The organism is Streptomyces xantholiticus (assembly GCF_014651015.1).
GTDB lineage: Bacteria > Actinomycetota > Actinomycetes > Streptomycetales > Streptomycetaceae > Streptomyces > Streptomyces xantholiticus.
Genome location: NZ_BMWB01000018.1, coordinates 32288 through 48678, shown reverse-complemented (window position 1 = coordinate 48678; position 16391 = coordinate 32288). Strand labels below are relative to the sequence as shown.

The 16391-nt window shown below is 72.9% G+C and carries 13 protein-coding genes; 10 read left to right on the top strand and 3 right to left on the bottom strand.

The genetic code is table 11. The features are described 5' to 3' along the window. Window positions 1-14 precede the first annotated feature (14 nt). Complete coding sequence (locus IE198_RS23775) at window positions 15-1709, top strand: proline--tRNA ligase (protein ID WP_189889906.1); 1695 nt, start codon at window positions 15-17, stop codon at window positions 1707-1709. Between the two features lie 471 nt (window positions 1710-2180). On the opposite strand, the gene IE198_RS23770 is transcribed toward IE198_RS23775, so the two are convergent. The 3 genes from IE198_RS23770 to IE198_RS23760 are packed head-to-tail and all read right to left on the bottom strand — an operon-like array spanning window position 2181 to window position 4074. Beyond that, window positions 2181-3047 (bottom strand): aminoglycoside phosphotransferase family protein, encoded by an 867-nt coding sequence (locus tag IE198_RS23770; protein WP_189889904.1) that lies wholly within the window; start codon window positions 3045-3047, stop codon window positions 2181-2183. Window positions 3048-3070: 23 nt separating this feature from the next. After that, window positions 3071-3526 carry a ferritin-like domain-containing protein gene (locus IE198_RS23765; protein WP_189889902.1) on the bottom strand — a complete coding sequence of 152 codons (456 nt, stop codon included), beginning with the start codon at window positions 3524-3526 and terminating at the stop codon, window positions 3071-3073. Further along, entirely contained in the window at window positions 3523-4074 is a 552-nt protein-coding gene (locus IE198_RS23760; RefSeq protein WP_189889900.1) for a hypothetical protein, read from the bottom strand. The genes IE198_RS23765 and IE198_RS23760 overlap by 4 nt, the downstream gene beginning before the upstream one ends. Before the next feature lie 152 nt (window positions 4075-4226). On the opposite strand from IE198_RS23760, the gene rimP reads away from it, so the two are divergent. The 9 genes from rimP (at window position 4227) to IE198_RS23715 (ending at window position 16391) form a co-directional block, all read left to right on the top strand. Next, window positions 4227-4724 (top strand): ribosome maturation factor RimP, encoded by a 498-nt coding sequence (gene rimP, locus IE198_RS23755; protein ID WP_189889898.1) that lies wholly within the window; start codon window positions 4227-4229, stop codon window positions 4722-4724. Window positions 4725-4726: 2 nt separating this feature from the next. After that, window positions 4727-5734, top strand: a complete 1008-nt coding sequence (nusA, locus tag IE198_RS23750; protein WP_189889896.1) for a transcription termination factor NusA — start codon at window positions 4727-4729, stop codon at window positions 5732-5734. Between the two features lie 130 nt (window positions 5735-5864). Then, a complete protein-coding gene (locus IE198_RS23745) occupies window positions 5865-6143 on the top strand; it encodes a YlxR family protein (protein WP_189889894.1) in 279 nt (92 codons plus the stop codon). A gap of 151 nt (window positions 6144-6294) precedes the next feature. Further along, complete coding sequence (gene infB / locus IE198_RS23740; RefSeq protein ID WP_189889892.1) at window positions 6295-9354, top strand: translation initiation factor IF-2; 3060 nt, start codon at window positions 6295-6297, stop codon at window positions 9352-9354. 139 nt (window positions 9355-9493) lie between these two features. After that, window positions 9494-9787, top strand: a complete 294-nt coding sequence (locus tag IE198_RS23735; RefSeq protein ID WP_189889890.1) for a DUF503 domain-containing protein — start codon at window positions 9494-9496, stop codon at window positions 9785-9787. A gap of 27 nt (window positions 9788-9814) precedes the next feature. Beyond that, complete coding sequence (rbfA, locus tag IE198_RS23730; protein ID WP_189889888.1) at window positions 9815-10252, top strand: 30S ribosome-binding factor RbfA; 438 nt, start codon at window positions 9815-9817, stop codon at window positions 10250-10252. Continuing rightward, window positions 10249-11148 (top strand): tRNA pseudouridine(55) synthase TruB, encoded by a 900-nt coding sequence (gene truB / locus IE198_RS23725; protein WP_189889885.1) that lies wholly within the window; start codon window positions 10249-10251, stop codon window positions 11146-11148. Before rbfA ends, truB begins: the two co-directional genes overlap by 4 nt. A gap of 213 nt (window positions 11149-11361) precedes the next feature. Continuing rightward, window positions 11362-15396 (top strand): hypothetical protein, encoded by a 4035-nt coding sequence (locus IE198_RS23720; RefSeq protein ID WP_189889883.1) that lies wholly within the window; start codon window positions 11362-11364, stop codon window positions 15394-15396. Between the two features lie 41 nt (window positions 15397-15437). Next, the gene (locus IE198_RS23715; RefSeq protein ID WP_189889881.1) at window positions 15438-16391 is read left to right on the top strand and encodes a bifunctional riboflavin kinase/FAD synthetase; all 954 of its coding nucleotides are present in this window, start codon (window positions 15438-15440) and stop codon (window positions 16389-16391) included.

Sequence of the window (16391 nt, the reverse complement as noted above, 5' to 3'; positions counted from 1 at the left end):
AGCAGGAGTTCACCATGGCCCAGGTCCAGCGCATGTCCCGCCTGATGATCAAGACACTGCGCGACGACCCGGCGGACGCAGAGACGCTCAGCCACAAGCTCCTCGTCCGTGCCGGTTACGTCCGCCGCAACGCCGCGGGCATCTGGTCCTGGCTGCCGCTCGGCAAGCGCGTCCTGGAGAACGTCGCCCGCGTCGTGCGCGAGGAGATGGACGCGATCGGCGCGCAGGAGGTGCTGCTCCCGGCGCTGTTGCCGAAGGAGCCGTACGAGGCGACGGGCCGCTGGGACGAGTACGGCGCCGAGCTGTTCCGCCTCCAGGACCGCAAGGGCGCCGACTATCTGCTCGGTCCCACCCACGAAGAGATCTTCACCCAGCTGGTCAAGGACCAGTGCACGTCCTACAAGGACCTGCCGGTGATCCTCTACCAGATCCAGACCAAGTACCGCGACGAGGCGCGTCCCCGCTCGGGCATCCTGCGCGGCCGCGAGTTCCAGATGAAGGACTCGTACTCGTTCGACACCAGCGACGAGGGCCTCACCGAGTCGTACGCCCTGCACCGCGAGGCGTACGTCAAGATCTTCGAGCGCCTCGGCCTCCAGCACAAGATCGTCTCCGCGGTGTCCGGCGCCATGGGCGGCTCCGCCTCCGAGGAGTTCCTGGCGCCCGCCCCGGCCGGTGAGGACACCTTCGTCCACTGCCCCTCCTGCGACTACGCGGCCAACACCGAGGCCGTCACCTTCGCGCTCGCTCCGGTCGAGGCAGCGGACCCCGGGCCCGTCGAGGAGCTGGACACCCCCGACACCCCGACCATCGAGACGCTCGCCGCCCACCTGGGCGTCCCGGCCTCCGCGACCCTGAAGAACCTGCTGGTCAAGGTCGACGGCGAGATCGTCGCGGTCGGCGTCCCCGGCGACCGCGAGGTCGACCTCGGCAAGCTGGGCGACCACCTCGCCCCGGCGACCGTCGAGCTGGTCACCGCGGAGGACTTCGTCGGCCGCCCGGACCTGGTGCGCGGCTACGTCGGCCCGCAGGGCCTCGAGAAGGTCCGCTACATCGCCGACCCGCGCGTCGCGCCCGGCACCGCCTGGATCACCGGTGCCAACACGGCGGGCAAGCACGCCAAGAACGTCGTCGCAGGACGTGACTTCGAGGTCGACGAGTACCTCGACGTCGTGGTCGTGGAGGACGGCGACCCGTGCCCGAGGTGCCGCACCGGTCTGAAGCTGGACCGTGCGATCGAGATCGGCCACATCTTCCAGCTGGGCCGCAAGTACGCCGACGCGTTCCAGCTCGACGTGCTCGGCCAGAACGGCAAGCCGGTCCGGGTGACCATGGGCTCGTACGGCATCGGCGTCTCGCGCGCGGTCGCCGCACTCGCGGAGCAGACCGCAGACGAGCAGGGCCTGTGCTGGCCCGCCGAGATCGCCCCCGCGGACGTCCATGTCGTCGCGGCCGGCAAGGCCCTGCAGACCGAACTGGCCCTCGACGTCGCGAAGCAGCTGGGTGAGGCGGGCCTGCGGGTCCTGGTCGACGACCGCGCCGGAGTCTCACCGGGCGTCAAGTTCACGGACGCGGAGCTGATCGGCGTCCCCAAGATCCTGGTGGCGGGCCGTCGCTCCGGCGAGGGCGTGCTGGAACTGAAGGACCGGCGCACGGGTGAGCGCGAGGAGCTTCCGGTCGCGGAGGCGGTGGCGCGCCTGCGCGCATAGCGCACATGGGGAGCCGGGGGCGCGTCGCGTGCACGCAAGCGCCCGCGCCCGGCCCCTCTGCCCCTCCCCGCCCCTTCCCGGAACCGGGCTCCGCCCGGACCCGTGCCGCCCTCCGGGCGAGCTTCGGGGCTCCCCCGGGGGCTCTCCCGCCCGGTGGCCTCCGCCTGGCGGCCGTGAGGTGCCCGCAGCCGGGCGGTAGTCGCCGCTGCACGGCAGAACCGGTCCGACCGGCGGTGGCATCTCCGTTGCGCTGGGGGGACCTTGCCCGGCCGCTGGTCCGTAGGGGGAGTTCGAGGCGCGGGCCGGGGGGTGGAGCCCCTGGGGCCGGGCGGGTTCCGGCCTTGCCGGGGCCCACGGCAAGGCCGTAGACGCGGGGTTCGAGGGTGGAGCCCCCGTAGAGGGGGTCCGGGGCTTGTCCCGGTTGGGAAGCGGGCGCGACAAGCCCGCCGCAGGCGGACCCGCGCCGCCCCGCTACAACCAGCCCGCGAACTCCAGCGACAGTTCCCCCTCCGCACGCCGCCCCGCGGCCAGCGCCCGTGTCCCCGACTCCACCGCCCGGAACAGCGTCCAGGCCCGCAGCCGCTCCCGGTCCACGTCCAGGGAGTCCGCGAGTTTGTTCACGCGGCGTCGGGCCGCCGACGCTCCCGCCGCGGAGGCGACGAGGTCCTCGACCCGATCGCGCACCAACCGGGCCAGGTCGTAGGCGCGTTCGCCCACCAGCGGCTCCGGCCCGACCGCCAGCCATGGCACGCGGTCGCCGGAAAGCACCTTGCCCTGGCGGAAGTTGCCGTGCAGCAGCAGTTCCTCCGGCGCGAGTGCGACCAGTTCGTCCCGGACCGCGAGCGCCGCCGCGACGAGCGGCTCGCCGGACTTCCGCATCGCCTCGGCCTGCCGCCCCGTGCGCTCCGCCACCGTCTCGAATCCGTGGCCGGCCGGCGGCTCGACCCACAGCCGTCGCACCGTGCCCGCCGCCTCCAGCAGCGCCTTCGCCTCCGGCAGCGACCGGAGCGAGACCTCAGGATGCAGCCGTTCCAGCAGCAGCCCGTCCTCTGTGGCGGTGTCCAACAGCCGCACCGCGCCAAAGCCGTTCCACTGCTCAAGCGCGGTCCGTTCGAGGCCGGGGGCCGCGGACGGTGGGACGAGCTTCAGCGCGGCGGGGGTGCCGTCCGGCTGTCGTACGAGAAGGACCAGGCTGCTCCGGCCGCCCGGCGCGACGGCCCGCTCGACGTGCAGCTTCCGCCGGTCCACCGCCTCCTGGACGGTCCCGGGCAGCCGCGTCAGCCACTCGTCGTCCTCACCGAGTGCCCGGACCAGCCGCTGCGGCGGTTCGAAAGCCATACGTCCGTAGTTCCCTTTCCCCGTCAGTCCTGGTCGGCCCGCTCGGCGAGCCCAGGAAAGGCTACGCCGCTGCCGCGCCAGCGCACGGCGCGGACCGCCGCCTCCCGCAGCGCGCCGGCGGCCTCCAGCCGCAAGGGCCCTTCCGTGGCCCTGACAAGATCGGAGTAGACGGCCGCCACACGTTCCTCGAGGACGGCGGCGAGCCGTATCGCGGCGGCGGCGTCCGGCACCGGGAAGGGCAGGGCATAGCCGGCGGCGGCCACCGCGGGCCTCCCGCCGAGGTCGCGCACCGTCCGCCCCAGCGCGTCCCGCCGTGACCGGTGCGCAGCGTACGCGGCGGCGGCCTCGTTCTCCCGGTCGTCGCCGACGAGGCCGCCGACCACCCCGTAGCCGTAGACCGCCGCGTGCTCCGCCGCGAGCGCGGCCTGCAGGGCGTCCAGCCGGGCCGCCACGTCGCTCCCCCGGTCCACCCTGCTCATCGGCCGTCACCCTTCGTCAGCAGGTACGCATGTGCGGCGCCCGCCGCAGCGACGGAGGCCAGCAGGCGGGCGAGCTCGGGTGCGGCTTCGGTGAGGGCAGCCGTGTGGCTGTCGGCGGTGCGCCGCTCGGCCGCGGCCAGCGCCTTCAAGGCGGCGGCGGGCTCCTGGGGGACCGGGCCGGAGTGACCGGAAGATGCGGAAGGGGATGCGGACGACGAGGGGGACAAAGACGCGGAAGCGGACTGCGGCACCTTGGTCCGGGGCCCGGCCAACGCCGCCGCATGTGCTGCGACTGCCGCCCGCAGCGGAGTCAGCCGGTCCGTGAGCGAGGGGTGGCGGGCGATGACGGCGTCGTACTCGTCCCGCAGCGCCGTGCTCGAGCGCACGAGTCGCACGCGCAGCGCGGCCTCGGTACGGGCGGGGTCGGGGGAGGGGCCCGGCGTGCGGCGGGACTCCGGCTCGTCGTTCGAACAGCCCGTCAACAGGCCGACCGCGGCCGCCCCCGTCGCCGAAAGCGCACGTCTGCGTGTCGTCCCCGTGCGCCCCACGCGTGTCTCCTCGGGCTCGCAGTGATCATCGCCGCAGGCGAGCGTACCTGCGGGCCCTGCGTGGGTGGACGGCAACACCCCCCGCGACCGGATACCCTTTCTTCGACACGCGACGATCCCACAACAGCACACGCGGCCGAGGAGTCACCCGGATGAGCACCACCCAGAGCGAGAGGCTGCGCGGGCTGCTGGAACCGCTCGTCAGCGCCGCGGAACTGGATCTGGAGGAGATCGAGATCTCCCGCGCGGGCCGGCGCCGCATGCTGAGGATCACCGTGGACTCCGACGAAGGCGTGGAGCTGGACGCCTGTGCGGAGCTGAGCCGCGCCATCTCCGAGAAGCTCGACGAGACGGACGCGATGGGCGAGGGCGAGTACGTCCTCGAAGTCAGCTCCCCCGGCGCCGACCGGCCCCTCACCGAGCACCGCCACTATGTGCGCGCCACCGGCCGTCTGGTGAAGCTCCAGTTGCACGAGGGCGGGGACCTGGTGGCCCGCCTCGTGACCGTGGACGACGACGGACTCGATCTCGAGGTGCCTGGCGTGAAGGGGCGCAAGCCCACCGCCCGCCGGATCCCCTTCGACGACATCGCCAAGGCGCGCGTGGAAATCGAGTTCAACCGCAAGGACAAGAAGGAAGAGGAGGCGTAGCCGTGGACATCGACGTGAAGCTCCTGAAGGGCTTGGCCCAGGAGAAGGAGATCGCCTTCGACCTGCTGGTCGAGGCCATCGAGTCGGCCCTCCTCATCGCGTACCACCGTACCGAGGGCAGCCGCCGCCACGCCCGTGTGGTGCTGAGCCGGGACACCGGCCATGTGACCGTGTGGGCCAAGGAGGACCCTGCCGATCTGGAGGAGGGCCAGGAGCCCAAGGAGTTCGACGACACCCCGTCGGACTTCGGCCGGATCGCCGCCACCACCGCCCGCCAGGTCATCCAGCAGCGGCTGCGGGACGCGGAGAACGATGTCACCTTCGGCGAGTACGCCCGCCGTGAGGGCGACGTCGTCGCAGGTCAGGTGCAGCAGGGCAAGGATCCCAAAAACGTCCTGGTCAAGCTGGACGACAAGCTCGAGGCGATCCTGCCGGTGCAGGAGCAGGTGCCGGGCGAGGAGTACACGCACGGTCTGCGGCTGCGTACCTATGTGGTCCGGGTGGCCAAGGGTGTGCGCGGCCCGTCCGTCACGCTCTCCCGTACGCACCCGAACCTGGTGAAGAAGCTGTTCGCGCTGGAGGTCCCGGAGATCGCGGACGGCAGCGTGGAGATCGCCGCGATCGCCCGCGAGGCCGGTCATCGCACCAAGATCGCCGTCCGTTCGACCCGCTCCGGGCTGAACGCCAAGGGCGCCTGCATCGGCCCCATGGGCGGCCGCGTGCGCAATGTGATGGCCGAGCTGCACGGCGAGAAGATCGACATCGTGGACTGGTCCGACGACCCGGCCGAGATGGTGGCGAACGCCCTGTCGCCGGCCCGTGTCAGCAAGGTGGAGGTCGTCGACCTCGGCGCCCGCTCGGCGCGCGTCACCGTTCCGGACTACCAGCTGTCCCTGGCGATCGGCAAGGAGGGGCAGAACGCCCGACTGGCCGCACGCCTCACCGGCTGGCGCATCGACATCCGGCCCGACACCGAACAGGGCGCCGACCGGGACTCCGACCAGGGCTGAGGAATGGACCGGGGCGGAATCCCGTTGCACCGTTGACGGGCACCGACCAGGATCTCAACGAGATCAGGACAACAACCGTTCGATTTTTGCCCCCAAGGGGTGATGTCGGTACGGGGAGGTAGACTTAAGCGTGTCTGGCCGGACGCATGCCCGCGTGTGCCCTGAGCGAACCTGTGTGGGATGCCGGGAGCGAGCGGCCAAGAGCGATCTGCTGCGCATCGTGGTGATCGAGGGCGAGTGCGTCCCCGATGATCGCGGTACGCTGCCCGGCCGGGGTGCGTACGTGCACCCCGCCTTGGTCTGTCTCGACCTGGCGGTCCGCCGCCGGGCGTTCCCGAGGGCCTTCCGGGCCCAGGGGCCGCTCGAGACCGCCGCTGTGCGGCGGCATGTCGAGCAGGCAGCACCGTAAGAGAAAGAAGTACGGCACGGAACCCCGTGCGGTCAGGTACCTCGCGAGTCGGAAGTAGGTCGAGATTGCGATGAGCACTCGATGAGTACGCGATGAGTACGCCCATGAAGTAGCGACGGTCCGGCGGTAACCCGGACCTAAAAGGAGCGAAGTGGCTAAGGTCCGGGTATACGAACTCGCCAAGGAGTTCGGCGTGGAGAGCAAGGTCGTCATGGCCAAGCTCCAAGAACTCGGTGAATTCGTCCGTTCGGCGTCCTCGACGATCGAGGCGCCGGTTGTACGCAAGTTGACTGACGCGCTGCAGGGTCCCGGCGGTAACGCCGGCAAGACCGCAGCAAAGCCTGGCGCGCCCCGCAAGGCGACGCCCTCGAAGCCCGCAGCGCCCTCCCCGGCGCAGGCGGCACGTCCTGCTGCCCCCAAGCCCGGCGCACCGGCCCCCAAGCCGGCCGCGGCGAGCAGCACCCCCTCCGCGGCCCCGGCTCCGGGTCCGCGTCCGACCCCGGGGCCCAAGCCCGCACCGGCCAAGCCCGCTCCGGCGGCTCCGGTGCCCGCTGCCGAGTTCTCGGCCCCGGCCCAGTCCCAGCCCGCTGCCCCGCAGGCCCCGCGTCCCGCGGGTGCCACTCCCGGTCCGCGCCCTGCCCGTCCGGCTCCGGCCGGCGGCCAGCGCGACGGCGGTCGTGGCGGCGAGCGTCCGGCGCGTCCCGCCGGCGGCCAGGGCGCCCCGCGTCCCGGTGGCCGTCCGGCCGGTCCCCGTCCGGGCAACAACCCGTTCACGTCCGGTGGCTCCACCGGCATGGCGCGCCCCCAGGCCCCCCGTCCGGGTGGCGCTCCGCGCCCCGGTGGCGGTGCCGCCCCCGGCGCCCCCCGCCCGCAGGGCGGTCCCGGCGGTGCCCCGCGCCCGCAGGGTCAGGGCGGTCCCCGTCCGACCCCGGGCGGCATGCCCCGTCCGCAGGCCCCGCGTCCTGGCGGCGGCCCCGGTGGTAACCGTCCCAACCCGGGCATGATGCCGCAGCGTCCTGCTGCCGGTCCCCGTCCTGGTGGCGGCGGTCCCGGCGGTGGCGGTGGCGGTCGCGGTCCCGGCGGTGCCGGTCGTCCCGGCGGTGCCGGCCGTCCGGCAGGCGGCGGCTTCGCCGGCCGTCCCGGTGGCGGTGGCGGCGGCGGCCGTCCCGGTGGCGGTGGCGGTTTCGCCGGTCGTCCCGGTGGCGGTGGCCCCGGTGGTGGCGGCGGCTTCGGCGGTCGTCCCGGCTTCGGTGGCCGTCCCGGCGGTCCCGGCGGCCGTGGTGGCACGCAGGGCGCCTTCGGTCGCCCGGGCGGCCCGGCGCGTCGTGGCCGCAAGTCGAAGCGGCAGAGGCGCCAGGAGTACGAGGCCATGCAGGCCCCGTCGGTCGGCGGTGTGATGCTGCCTCGCGGCAACGGCGAGAGCATTCGCCTGTCGCGCGGTGCGTCCCTCACCGACTTCGCGGAGAAGATCAACGCCAACCCGGCGTCGCTCGTCGCGGTCATGATGAACCTCGGCGAGATGGTCACGGCCACGCAGTCCGTCTCCGACGAGACGCTGCAGCTCCTCGGTGACGAGATGAACTACACCGTTCAGATCGTCAGCCCGGAGGAGGAGGACCGTGAGCTGCTCGAGTCCTTCGACATCGAGTTCGGCGAGGACGAGGGCGGCGACGAGGCCCTGGTCTCGCGTCCGCCGGTGGTGACCGTCATGGGTCACGTCGACCACGGCAAGACCCGACTGCTGGACGCGATCCGCAAGACGAACGTCGTTGCGGGCGAGGCCGGCGGCATCACGCAGCACATCGGTGCGTACCAGGTCGCCACCGAGGTCAACGGCGAAGAGCGGGCCATCACCTTCATCGACACCCCGGGTCACGAGGCGTTCACCGCCATGCGTGCCCGTGGTGCGAAGTCCACCGACATCGCGATCCTCGTGGTCGCGGCGAACGACGGTGTGATGCCCCAGACGATCGAGGCGCTGAACCACGCCAAGGCGGCCGAGGTGCCGATCGTGGTCGCGGTCAACAAGATCGACGTCGAGGGCGCCGACCCGACCAAGGTGCGCGGCCAGCTCACCGAGTTCGGTCTGGTGGCCGAGGAGTACGGCGGCGACACCATGTTCGTCGACATCTCCGCCAAGCAGGGTCTGCACATCGACTCCCTGCTGGAGGCCGTGGTCCTCACCGCGGACGCCTCGCTCGACCTGCGGGCCAACCCGGAGCAGGACGCGCAGGGCATCGCGATCGAGGCCCACCTGGACAAGGGCCGCGGCGCCGTCGCGACCGTCCTCGTCCAGCGAGGCACGCTGCGCGTCGGTGACACGATGGTCGCCGGCGACGCCTACGGCCGTGTTCGCGCCATGCTCGACGACAAGGGCGAGAACGTGGAGGAGGCGGGTCCCTCGACCCCCGTCCTCGTGCTCGGTCTCACCAATGTCCCGGGCGCCGGCGACAACTTCCTGGTCGTCGACGAGGACCGTACGGCCCGTCAGATCGCCGAGAAGCGTGCCGCCCGTGAGCGCAACGCCGCGTTCGCCAAGCGCACCCGCCGGGTGTCCCTCGAGGACCTCGACAAGGTGCTCAAGGCCGGCGAGATCCAGCAGCTCAACCTCATCATCAAGGGCGACGCGTCCGGTTCGGTGGAGGCTCTCGAGTCCTCGCTGCTCCAGCTCGACGTCGGCGAAGAGGTCGACATCCGCGTGCTGCACCGCGGCGTGGGTGCGGTCACCGAGTCCGACATCGACCTGGCGATGGGCTCCGACGCCATCGTCATCGGCTTCAACGTCCGCGCGGCCGGCCGTGCCTCGCAGATGGCGGAGCGCGAGGGCGTCGACGTCCGGTACTACTCGGTGATCTACCAGGCCATCGAGGAGATCGAGGCGGCCCTCAAGGGCATGCTCAAGCCGGAGTACGAAGAGGTCGAGCTCGGTACGGCGGAGATCCGCGAGGTCTTCCGCTCCTCCAAGCTGGGCAACATCGCGGGTGTTCTCATCCGCTCCGGCGAGGTCAAGCGCAACACCAAGGCCCGGCTCATCCGCGACGGCAAGGTCATCGCGGAGAGCCTCAACATCGAGGGTCTGCGCCGCTTCAAGGACGACGTCACCGAGATCCGCGAAGGCTTCGAGGGCGGTATCAACCTCGGAAACTTCAACGACATCAAGATCGACGACGTCATCGCGACGTACGAGATGCGCGAGAAGCCGCGAGGCTGACGCACGGTGCGGTCCGGGGCCGGTCGGCGGATGTATTTCCGTCGATCGGCCCCGGCCGTTGCGTGTACGGTTTGGATGTCCCTGCCAAGCAGCCGCGGCGGGGCCCCAGACCCCGAACCGGCGGGACATCCGGACATACATGTATGTGGGGACACTGTCCTTCGACCTGCTTCTCGGCGACGTACGGTCGCTGAAGGAGAAGCGTTCCGTGGTCCGCCCCATCGTCGCCGAGCTCCAACGGAAGTACGCCGTGAGCGTGGCGGAGGTGGGCGACCAGGACCTTTATCGCCGGGCCGAGATCGGCCTGGCCGTGGTGTCCGGTGACACCGGGCACCTCACGGACGTACTCGACCGGTGCGAGCGCCTTGTCGCCGGCCGGCCCGAGGTGGAGCTGCTGTCGGTGAGGCGCAGACTCCACAGCGACGAAGACTGAATGCAAGGCAAAGAAGGAGACGGACCAGTGGCCGACAACGCGCGGGCGAAGAAGCTGGCGGACCTCATCCGGGAGGTGGTCGCCGAGAAGCTGCAGCGCGGCATCAAGGACCCTCGCCTGGGTTCGAACGTGACCATCACGGACACCCGCGTCACCGGTGACCTGCGGGAGGCCACGGTCTTCTACACGGTCTACGGCGACGACGAGGACCGGGCCAGCGCCGCGGCGGGCCTGCAGAGCGCCAAGGGCATCCTGCGCTCGGCGGTCGGTGCGGCGGCGGGCACCAAGTTCACGCCGACCCTGACCTTCGTGGCCGACGCGCTCCCGGAGAACGCCAAGACCATCGAGGACCTTCTCGACAAGGCGCGCGCCTTGGACGCCAAGGTCCGTGAGGCGTCCTCCGGCGCCACGTACGCGGGCGAGGCCGACCCGTACCGCAAGCCCGAGGACGAAGCCTCGGAATGACACAGCGCACCCCACCGCCCGACGGACTTGTCATCGTCGACAAGCCGTCGGGCTTCACTTCGCACGACGTCGTCGCCAAGATGCGCGGGATCGCCAGGACCCGGCGCGTCGGACACGCGGGGACGCTCGACCCCATGGCCACCGGTGTGCTCGTGCTCGGTGTCGAGAAGGCCACCAAGTTGCTCGGCCATCTCGCGCTGACCGAGAAGGAGTACCTGGGCACCGTCAGGCTGGGGCAGAACACCGTCACGGACGACGCGGAGGGCGAGGTCACCTCGTCCGCCGATGCTTCCGGCGTCACCCGCGAGGCGATCGACGCGGGCGTCGCCGCGCTCACCGGCGACATCATGCAGGTGCCGTCCAAGGTCAGCGCCATCAAGATCGACGGCAAGCGGTCGTACGCGCGGGTCCGCGGCGGCGAGGAGTTCGACATCCCCGCCCGGCCGGTGACCGTCTCCGCCTTCCGTGTCCACGACGTCCGGGAGACGACCACGGACGACGGGCTCGCCGTCGTCGACCTGGTCGTGTCCGTGGTCTGTTCCTCGGGTACCTACATCCGGGCGCTCGCGCGCGACCTCGGGGCGGGTCTTGGCGTCGGCGGACATCTGACGGCCCTGCGGCGCACCCGGGTCGGCCCGTACGGCCTGGACGCGGCGAAGACGCTCGAGCAGCTCCAGGAGGAGCTGACCGTGATGCCGATCGCAGAGGCGGCCGCGGCGGCGTTCCCCCGCTGGGACGTGGACGAGCGGCGGGCCAAGCTCCTCACCAACGGTGTACGGCTCGACATGCCCGCGCAGGAGCACGCGCCGGTGGCCGTCTTCGGTCCCGGCGACCGCTTCCTGGCGCTGGTGGAGGAGCGGAACGGCAAGGCCAAGAGCCTCGCCGTCTTCGGCTGACGCCGGCGGCCGTCCCGTCGGATCTCGTTGTGGGGCGGCCGGCGCGCCGGCCGCCCCACGATCCCCCTTCTTCTCCCCCGCAGAGGGTCTATCCACTACGGACCCTGTATTCACCCCATCGGCCAGGCGCTCGGAGTGAACGGGGGTGCACTGGGGGGCGCGTTCGTCGTGCGGACTTCTCCGACTGATCATCTTCGACCTAACGTCGTCCGCATGGGACGCGCTGACCTGGCAAGTTTGGTACGGATCTGCGATCCGGCCGGTCGGCCGTACGGCACCGGCTTCGTCGCCGACGACATCGGCACGGTCGTGACCGGCCATGACGTGGTCCGAGGTCTGATCCGGCCCGTTCTTGTGCCCCTGGACGGCTCCGGGCCCGCAGTCGAGGCCGACGCCGTCACCCCGCTGCCCGACAGCGCTCTCGCCCTCGTCCACGCGCGCGGTCTGCGGCTCCCGCCTCTGCCCCTCGGCGCCCGCGAACGCGTGGAGCCGGGCACATATGTGCGCCTCCCGGCGGGTGGCTGGCGAGAGGCCCGCGTGCTCGCCGCCGGCCACGGCGTCCTGGAACTCGCCATCGGCACGGACGGCAGCGACGCCCTGCGGCTGGCGGGCACCGCCGCCGGTGGTCCGGTGCTCGACGCGGCGACCGGAGCGGTCCTCGCCGTGCTCGCCGCCGCGCCCCCTCCGGGCGCCCCGGCGGCAGACCTCGCACGGCCCCTGGGCACGGCCCGGTCCGAGCCGCATGCCGCCCTGCTGCGCAGGAACGCGGCGATCGCGCCCGCGTACGGGCAGGACCTGAACCTCGCGGCGGTACTGGCGCTGACCGCCATTACGCTCGGCCGGGCCGGTGCCCTGGACGAGGACCGGCCGCAGCCCGTCCGACGGCCCGAGATGGCACGGGAGTTCGGGGCGTTCACCGGGCAGAGCGGCACCGGTCGGGTGCTCGGGCTCGTCGGCGCCCCCGGGACCGGCCGTACGACGGAACTCCGCGCCCTCGCCGACCGCCGCGCCCAGGGCCCCCAACCGGCCCCGACGCTCTGGCTGCGCGGCGCAGACCTGCGGGCCGGTGACGCATCACTGGCCGTCGCGGTGGCGCGCACGCTGCGCGGCGCCGCCCGAATCCTCGCCGTACCGGAGCGCGGCGTCGGCCCGGACCAGGTGGCGCGGCTGGCCGCAGAGGCAGGGCGGCCGCTGCTCGTCGTCCTGGACGGCCTGGAGGAGATGGCGCCGGAGGCGGCAGGGGCCCTGCCGGAGTGGACAGCGGCCACGGTTGAGTGGCTGGTCTCCTCCGGCGTCAGGCTGGTGGTGTCCTGCCGCCCCGAGTACTGGGCCGAGGCCGGGGTGCTCTATCCGCCCGGTGTGCTGCACCGCCCGGCCGGGGGCGGGCCCGCCCCGGTTCCGCCCCGCGTGGCACAGGGCGGTACCCCGCTGCAGCCGGCCACGCCCTCGGGCGTGCTCGCCGCGTCCGAGGCGAGCGGCAGCCGGCCCGGGGCGGGTACCGGCCCGGAGGCGCAGGACAGGTTCCCGGTGCCTTGGGAACCGGCACGCGTGTCGTCGCCGCCCGGCGGCTGCGCGGGTACTGGCGGGAGGCCTGCGGGCGCCTTCGCGGTGGCGGTCGCCGCAGGAGCTGCGAGGGGCGAGCAGTCCGGGGGTGTCCCCGCGTGGGACACCGACCCCGGGCCGGCGACGGTCGCCATGCCAGCCGGCGCGGCCGCGAAGGCCTCGGCGAGGACCGCCGTGCTGAAGCCGCCTGCCGGCGTCCCCGGCGCCCGTCCGTCGGGGACGCCGGCAGGCGTTCAGCTCGCGCCGCAGCGGTGCGGGAGGCCTTCCGCTCTCCCCGCGGAGGGATCGAGTGCACCCGCGCCCCGGCCGACGGCCGCCGTGGGCCTGCCCCCCGCTCGGCCGCATGAGGGTCCCGGTTCGCCGGCGCAGGTGATGCCCGGCGGCAGCGACGCATCGCGGAGCCGTACGGCCGGTGACCCCGCCGGCGTACCGCGCAGCCGGACTTACCGGGACCATTGCCCGGAGCCGGCTCCGGGCAGCCCGGACCCGGGCCGTGACCCCTACGTGGCGCCGGACCCGGGGACCCCGCCCGCCCTGCGGCTGGGGGACCTCACTCCCGAGCAGGCCCGGCTGGCGCGCGAGCGGTACGGCCTCGAGGACGGTGCCGTCGCGGCCGTCGACGAGCGGCATCCGCTCGTCCTCCGGCTGCTCGCGCAGCTGCGCCGGGCCGTGCCCGGCGCAGCTGCGGGCAGGCCGGGGCGGGAGGACGTCTTCGGCGCGTACCTGGACCTGGTGTGCCTGCGGGTCGCCGTACGCATCACCGCCCGGAGCGGCACCCAGCCCCGAGGCAGCGCGGTCCGCCGGCTCGCCGCCACGGTCGCCGACAGGACGCACGAGGCCGCCCGGCGCTGCCTCGGGCCCGGCCACGGGCAACTCGACCACGCGGCGTTCGAGGAACTCTTCCCCTGTGCGGACGGCTGGGCGTCTGCCGTCCTCGCCGAGGGTCTGCTGGTCCCGGCCGGCGAGGGCTACCGCTTCGCCCACGAGGAACTGGCCGACTGGATCCAGGGCGCGCATCTCGACCTCGACGTGGCACTGCGCTCCCTCCTGCACCACCGCCCCGGCGAGGACGGCCCCGCCGTGCCCCGTCATCGCATCGGCCCTGTCGTCCACGGACTTCTCCTTCTCGGCCGCGAGCGTGGCGCGGGCCTCCTGGCTTCCAAACTCTGGGAACTCGTCGACGCGCTCGACGACCGGTGTACCCCCGACGCCCGCTGGTGGGCGTCCGCGCTGCTGCGCGAGGTGCTGGTACGCGTGCCGGACGCCGAGCCGTTTCTCGCCGTGCTGCACCGGCTCGTGGAGCGGCCGGGCGGCGAATTCGGGCCCCGCTTCTGGGCGCGGCCGGCGCTCGGCGACCCGAGCAGGTTCGACCTTCTGCGGCGGCTCGTCCCCAGCGACCCTCCGCCGTCCGCCGACGCCCTCGTACCGCGGCATCTGGAGCTCGCCGACGAGCGGCTGACCGCCGACCCCGGCGCCGTACAGCCGCTGCTGTGCCGATGGTTCGACGACGACACCCCGCTGGCCGCCGGCCTTGACACCGCAGTGCGGCCCACCGTCGGCGCGGCCGCCCAGGCACTGCTCTACGCCCGCCGCGGCCTCGCGCCCGACGACCTCACCGAAGCCCTCGTCGACGCCGCCCACCCCCGGGCCGCCGAACTTCTCCACGCGCTGACGGAGGACGAACCGTCCGCGATGTGCCGGGCCGTCGACCGCTGGGCCCGCGACCCGCGCCCCGAGCGACGGGCAGCGGCCGCTGCCTACGCCGCGTTGCTCGCGCCCACCGAGGCCGCCGACCGGGACCTGCTCCGACGCGCGGCACGCGCACTGCTCGCCGGGACCCGGGACGCCTACGGCCCGGCGCTCACTGTCCTGGTCCGCGATCCGGTCAGCAGGGCACGGCACCTGGAACGTGCCCTGGACCTCGTCGCGGCGGGCGACCCCCGGCTGCCCGTCGCCGCGCTGACCGACGCCGTGGCCACCGACCCCGGCCCGGTCCTCACCGCCTTCCGGACCCGCCTGCTGCGGCCGGGCACCACGGCCGACGCGGAAGAGATCCTCGCCACACTCGCGGAGGCCGCTACCACCGCCGCGACCGCGCGTCGCGTCGCCGCCCTCGTCTGCGAGTACGTCGACCACCGCCCCGACGGTGCCGCGCACGCGGCCGCGTACGTCCACCACCGCCTCGAGCACGGACCGGACGGGGGCGATGTGCTCTTCCCGCTCGTCACCCACCTGGTGCGCGGCCGCCCAGCCGGCGTACGCAGCGCCCTGGCCCCCGTCCTCGCTGCCCCGGGCAGTCCTGCCTCCCGCCCGCTGCGGGCCGAGCTGCTGGAGGAACTGCTGCGGTACGAGCAGTACGCGGCCCGTGACGTCGCCGTCCTCGACGCCCTGCTGCACGCCGCCGCGCACGGCTGCGGCGTGCGGGAGGAGGCCTGGACCCGCGCACTGGTGCACCGCACGGGCCTGCTTCTGGTCCGTACCCCCAAGGGCGCCGTCTGTTTCGACCGGCGGCTCACCGAGCTCTCCCGCGAGGTGCCCGCCTTCGCCTCGCTGATGTCGCGCTGGCCTGCCGCGGACCCGCAGGAATGGGCCGTGGTGGAAGCCTGCCGGGCGCTCGGCACCGGGGACGGTCAGGTGCCGATGCCGACCGGGAGCGTGGGGCATGGCAGTCTTAGACCTGCGTAATCGGTAATCACGTACACAGGTTCGGGCGAGGAGCGGTCACAGTGCAGCGCTGGCGTGGCTTGGAGGACATCCCCCAGGACTGGGGACGCAGCGTCGTCACCATCGGCTCCTACGACGGTGTGCACCGCGGGCACCAACTGATCATCGGGCGCGCCGTGGAGCGGGCGCGTGAACTCGATGTGCCGTCGGTCGTCGTGACCTTCGACCCGCATCCCAGCGAGGTCGTCCGCCCCGGCAGCCACCCGCCGCTGCTCGCACCGCACCACCGGCGTGCGGATCTGATGGCCGAGCTCGGCGTGGACGCGGTGCTCGTCCTGCCCTTCACCGCCGAGTTCTCGAAGCTCTCACCGGCCGACTTCATCGTGAAGGTACTGGTCGACAAGCTGCACGCCCGCGCGGTCATCGAGGGCCCCAACTTCCGCTTCGGCCACCGGGCGGCCGGCAACGTCGCCTTCCTCACCGAACTCGGAGCGACGTACGACTACGACGTCGAGGTCGTCGACCTGTACGTACGGGGCGAGGCAGGCGGCGGCGAGCCCTTCTCCTCCACCCTGACCCGGCGACTGATCGCCGAGGGCGACGTCGAGGGCGCCGCCGAGATCCTCGGCCGCCCGCACCGCGTCGAGGGCGTCGTCGTCCGCGGCGCCCAGCGCGGCCGCGAACTCGGCTTCCCGACGGCGAACGTGGAGACCCTGCCGCACACCGCGATCCCCGCGGACGGCGTGTACGCGGGCTGGCTGACCGCAGCCGGCGAACGGATGCCGGCGGCGATCTCGGTGGGCACGAACCCGCAGTTCGACGGGACGGAGCGCACGGTGGAGGCGTACGCGATCGACCGAGTGGGGCTCGATCTGTACGGGCTGCACGTGGCGGTGGACTTCCTGGCGTATGTGCGGGGCCAGAAGAAGTTCGACACGATCGAGTCGCTGTTGGTGGCGATCGGGGACGACGTGAAGAAGTGCCGAGAACTGACCACGGAGTACGACCGGGCGTGA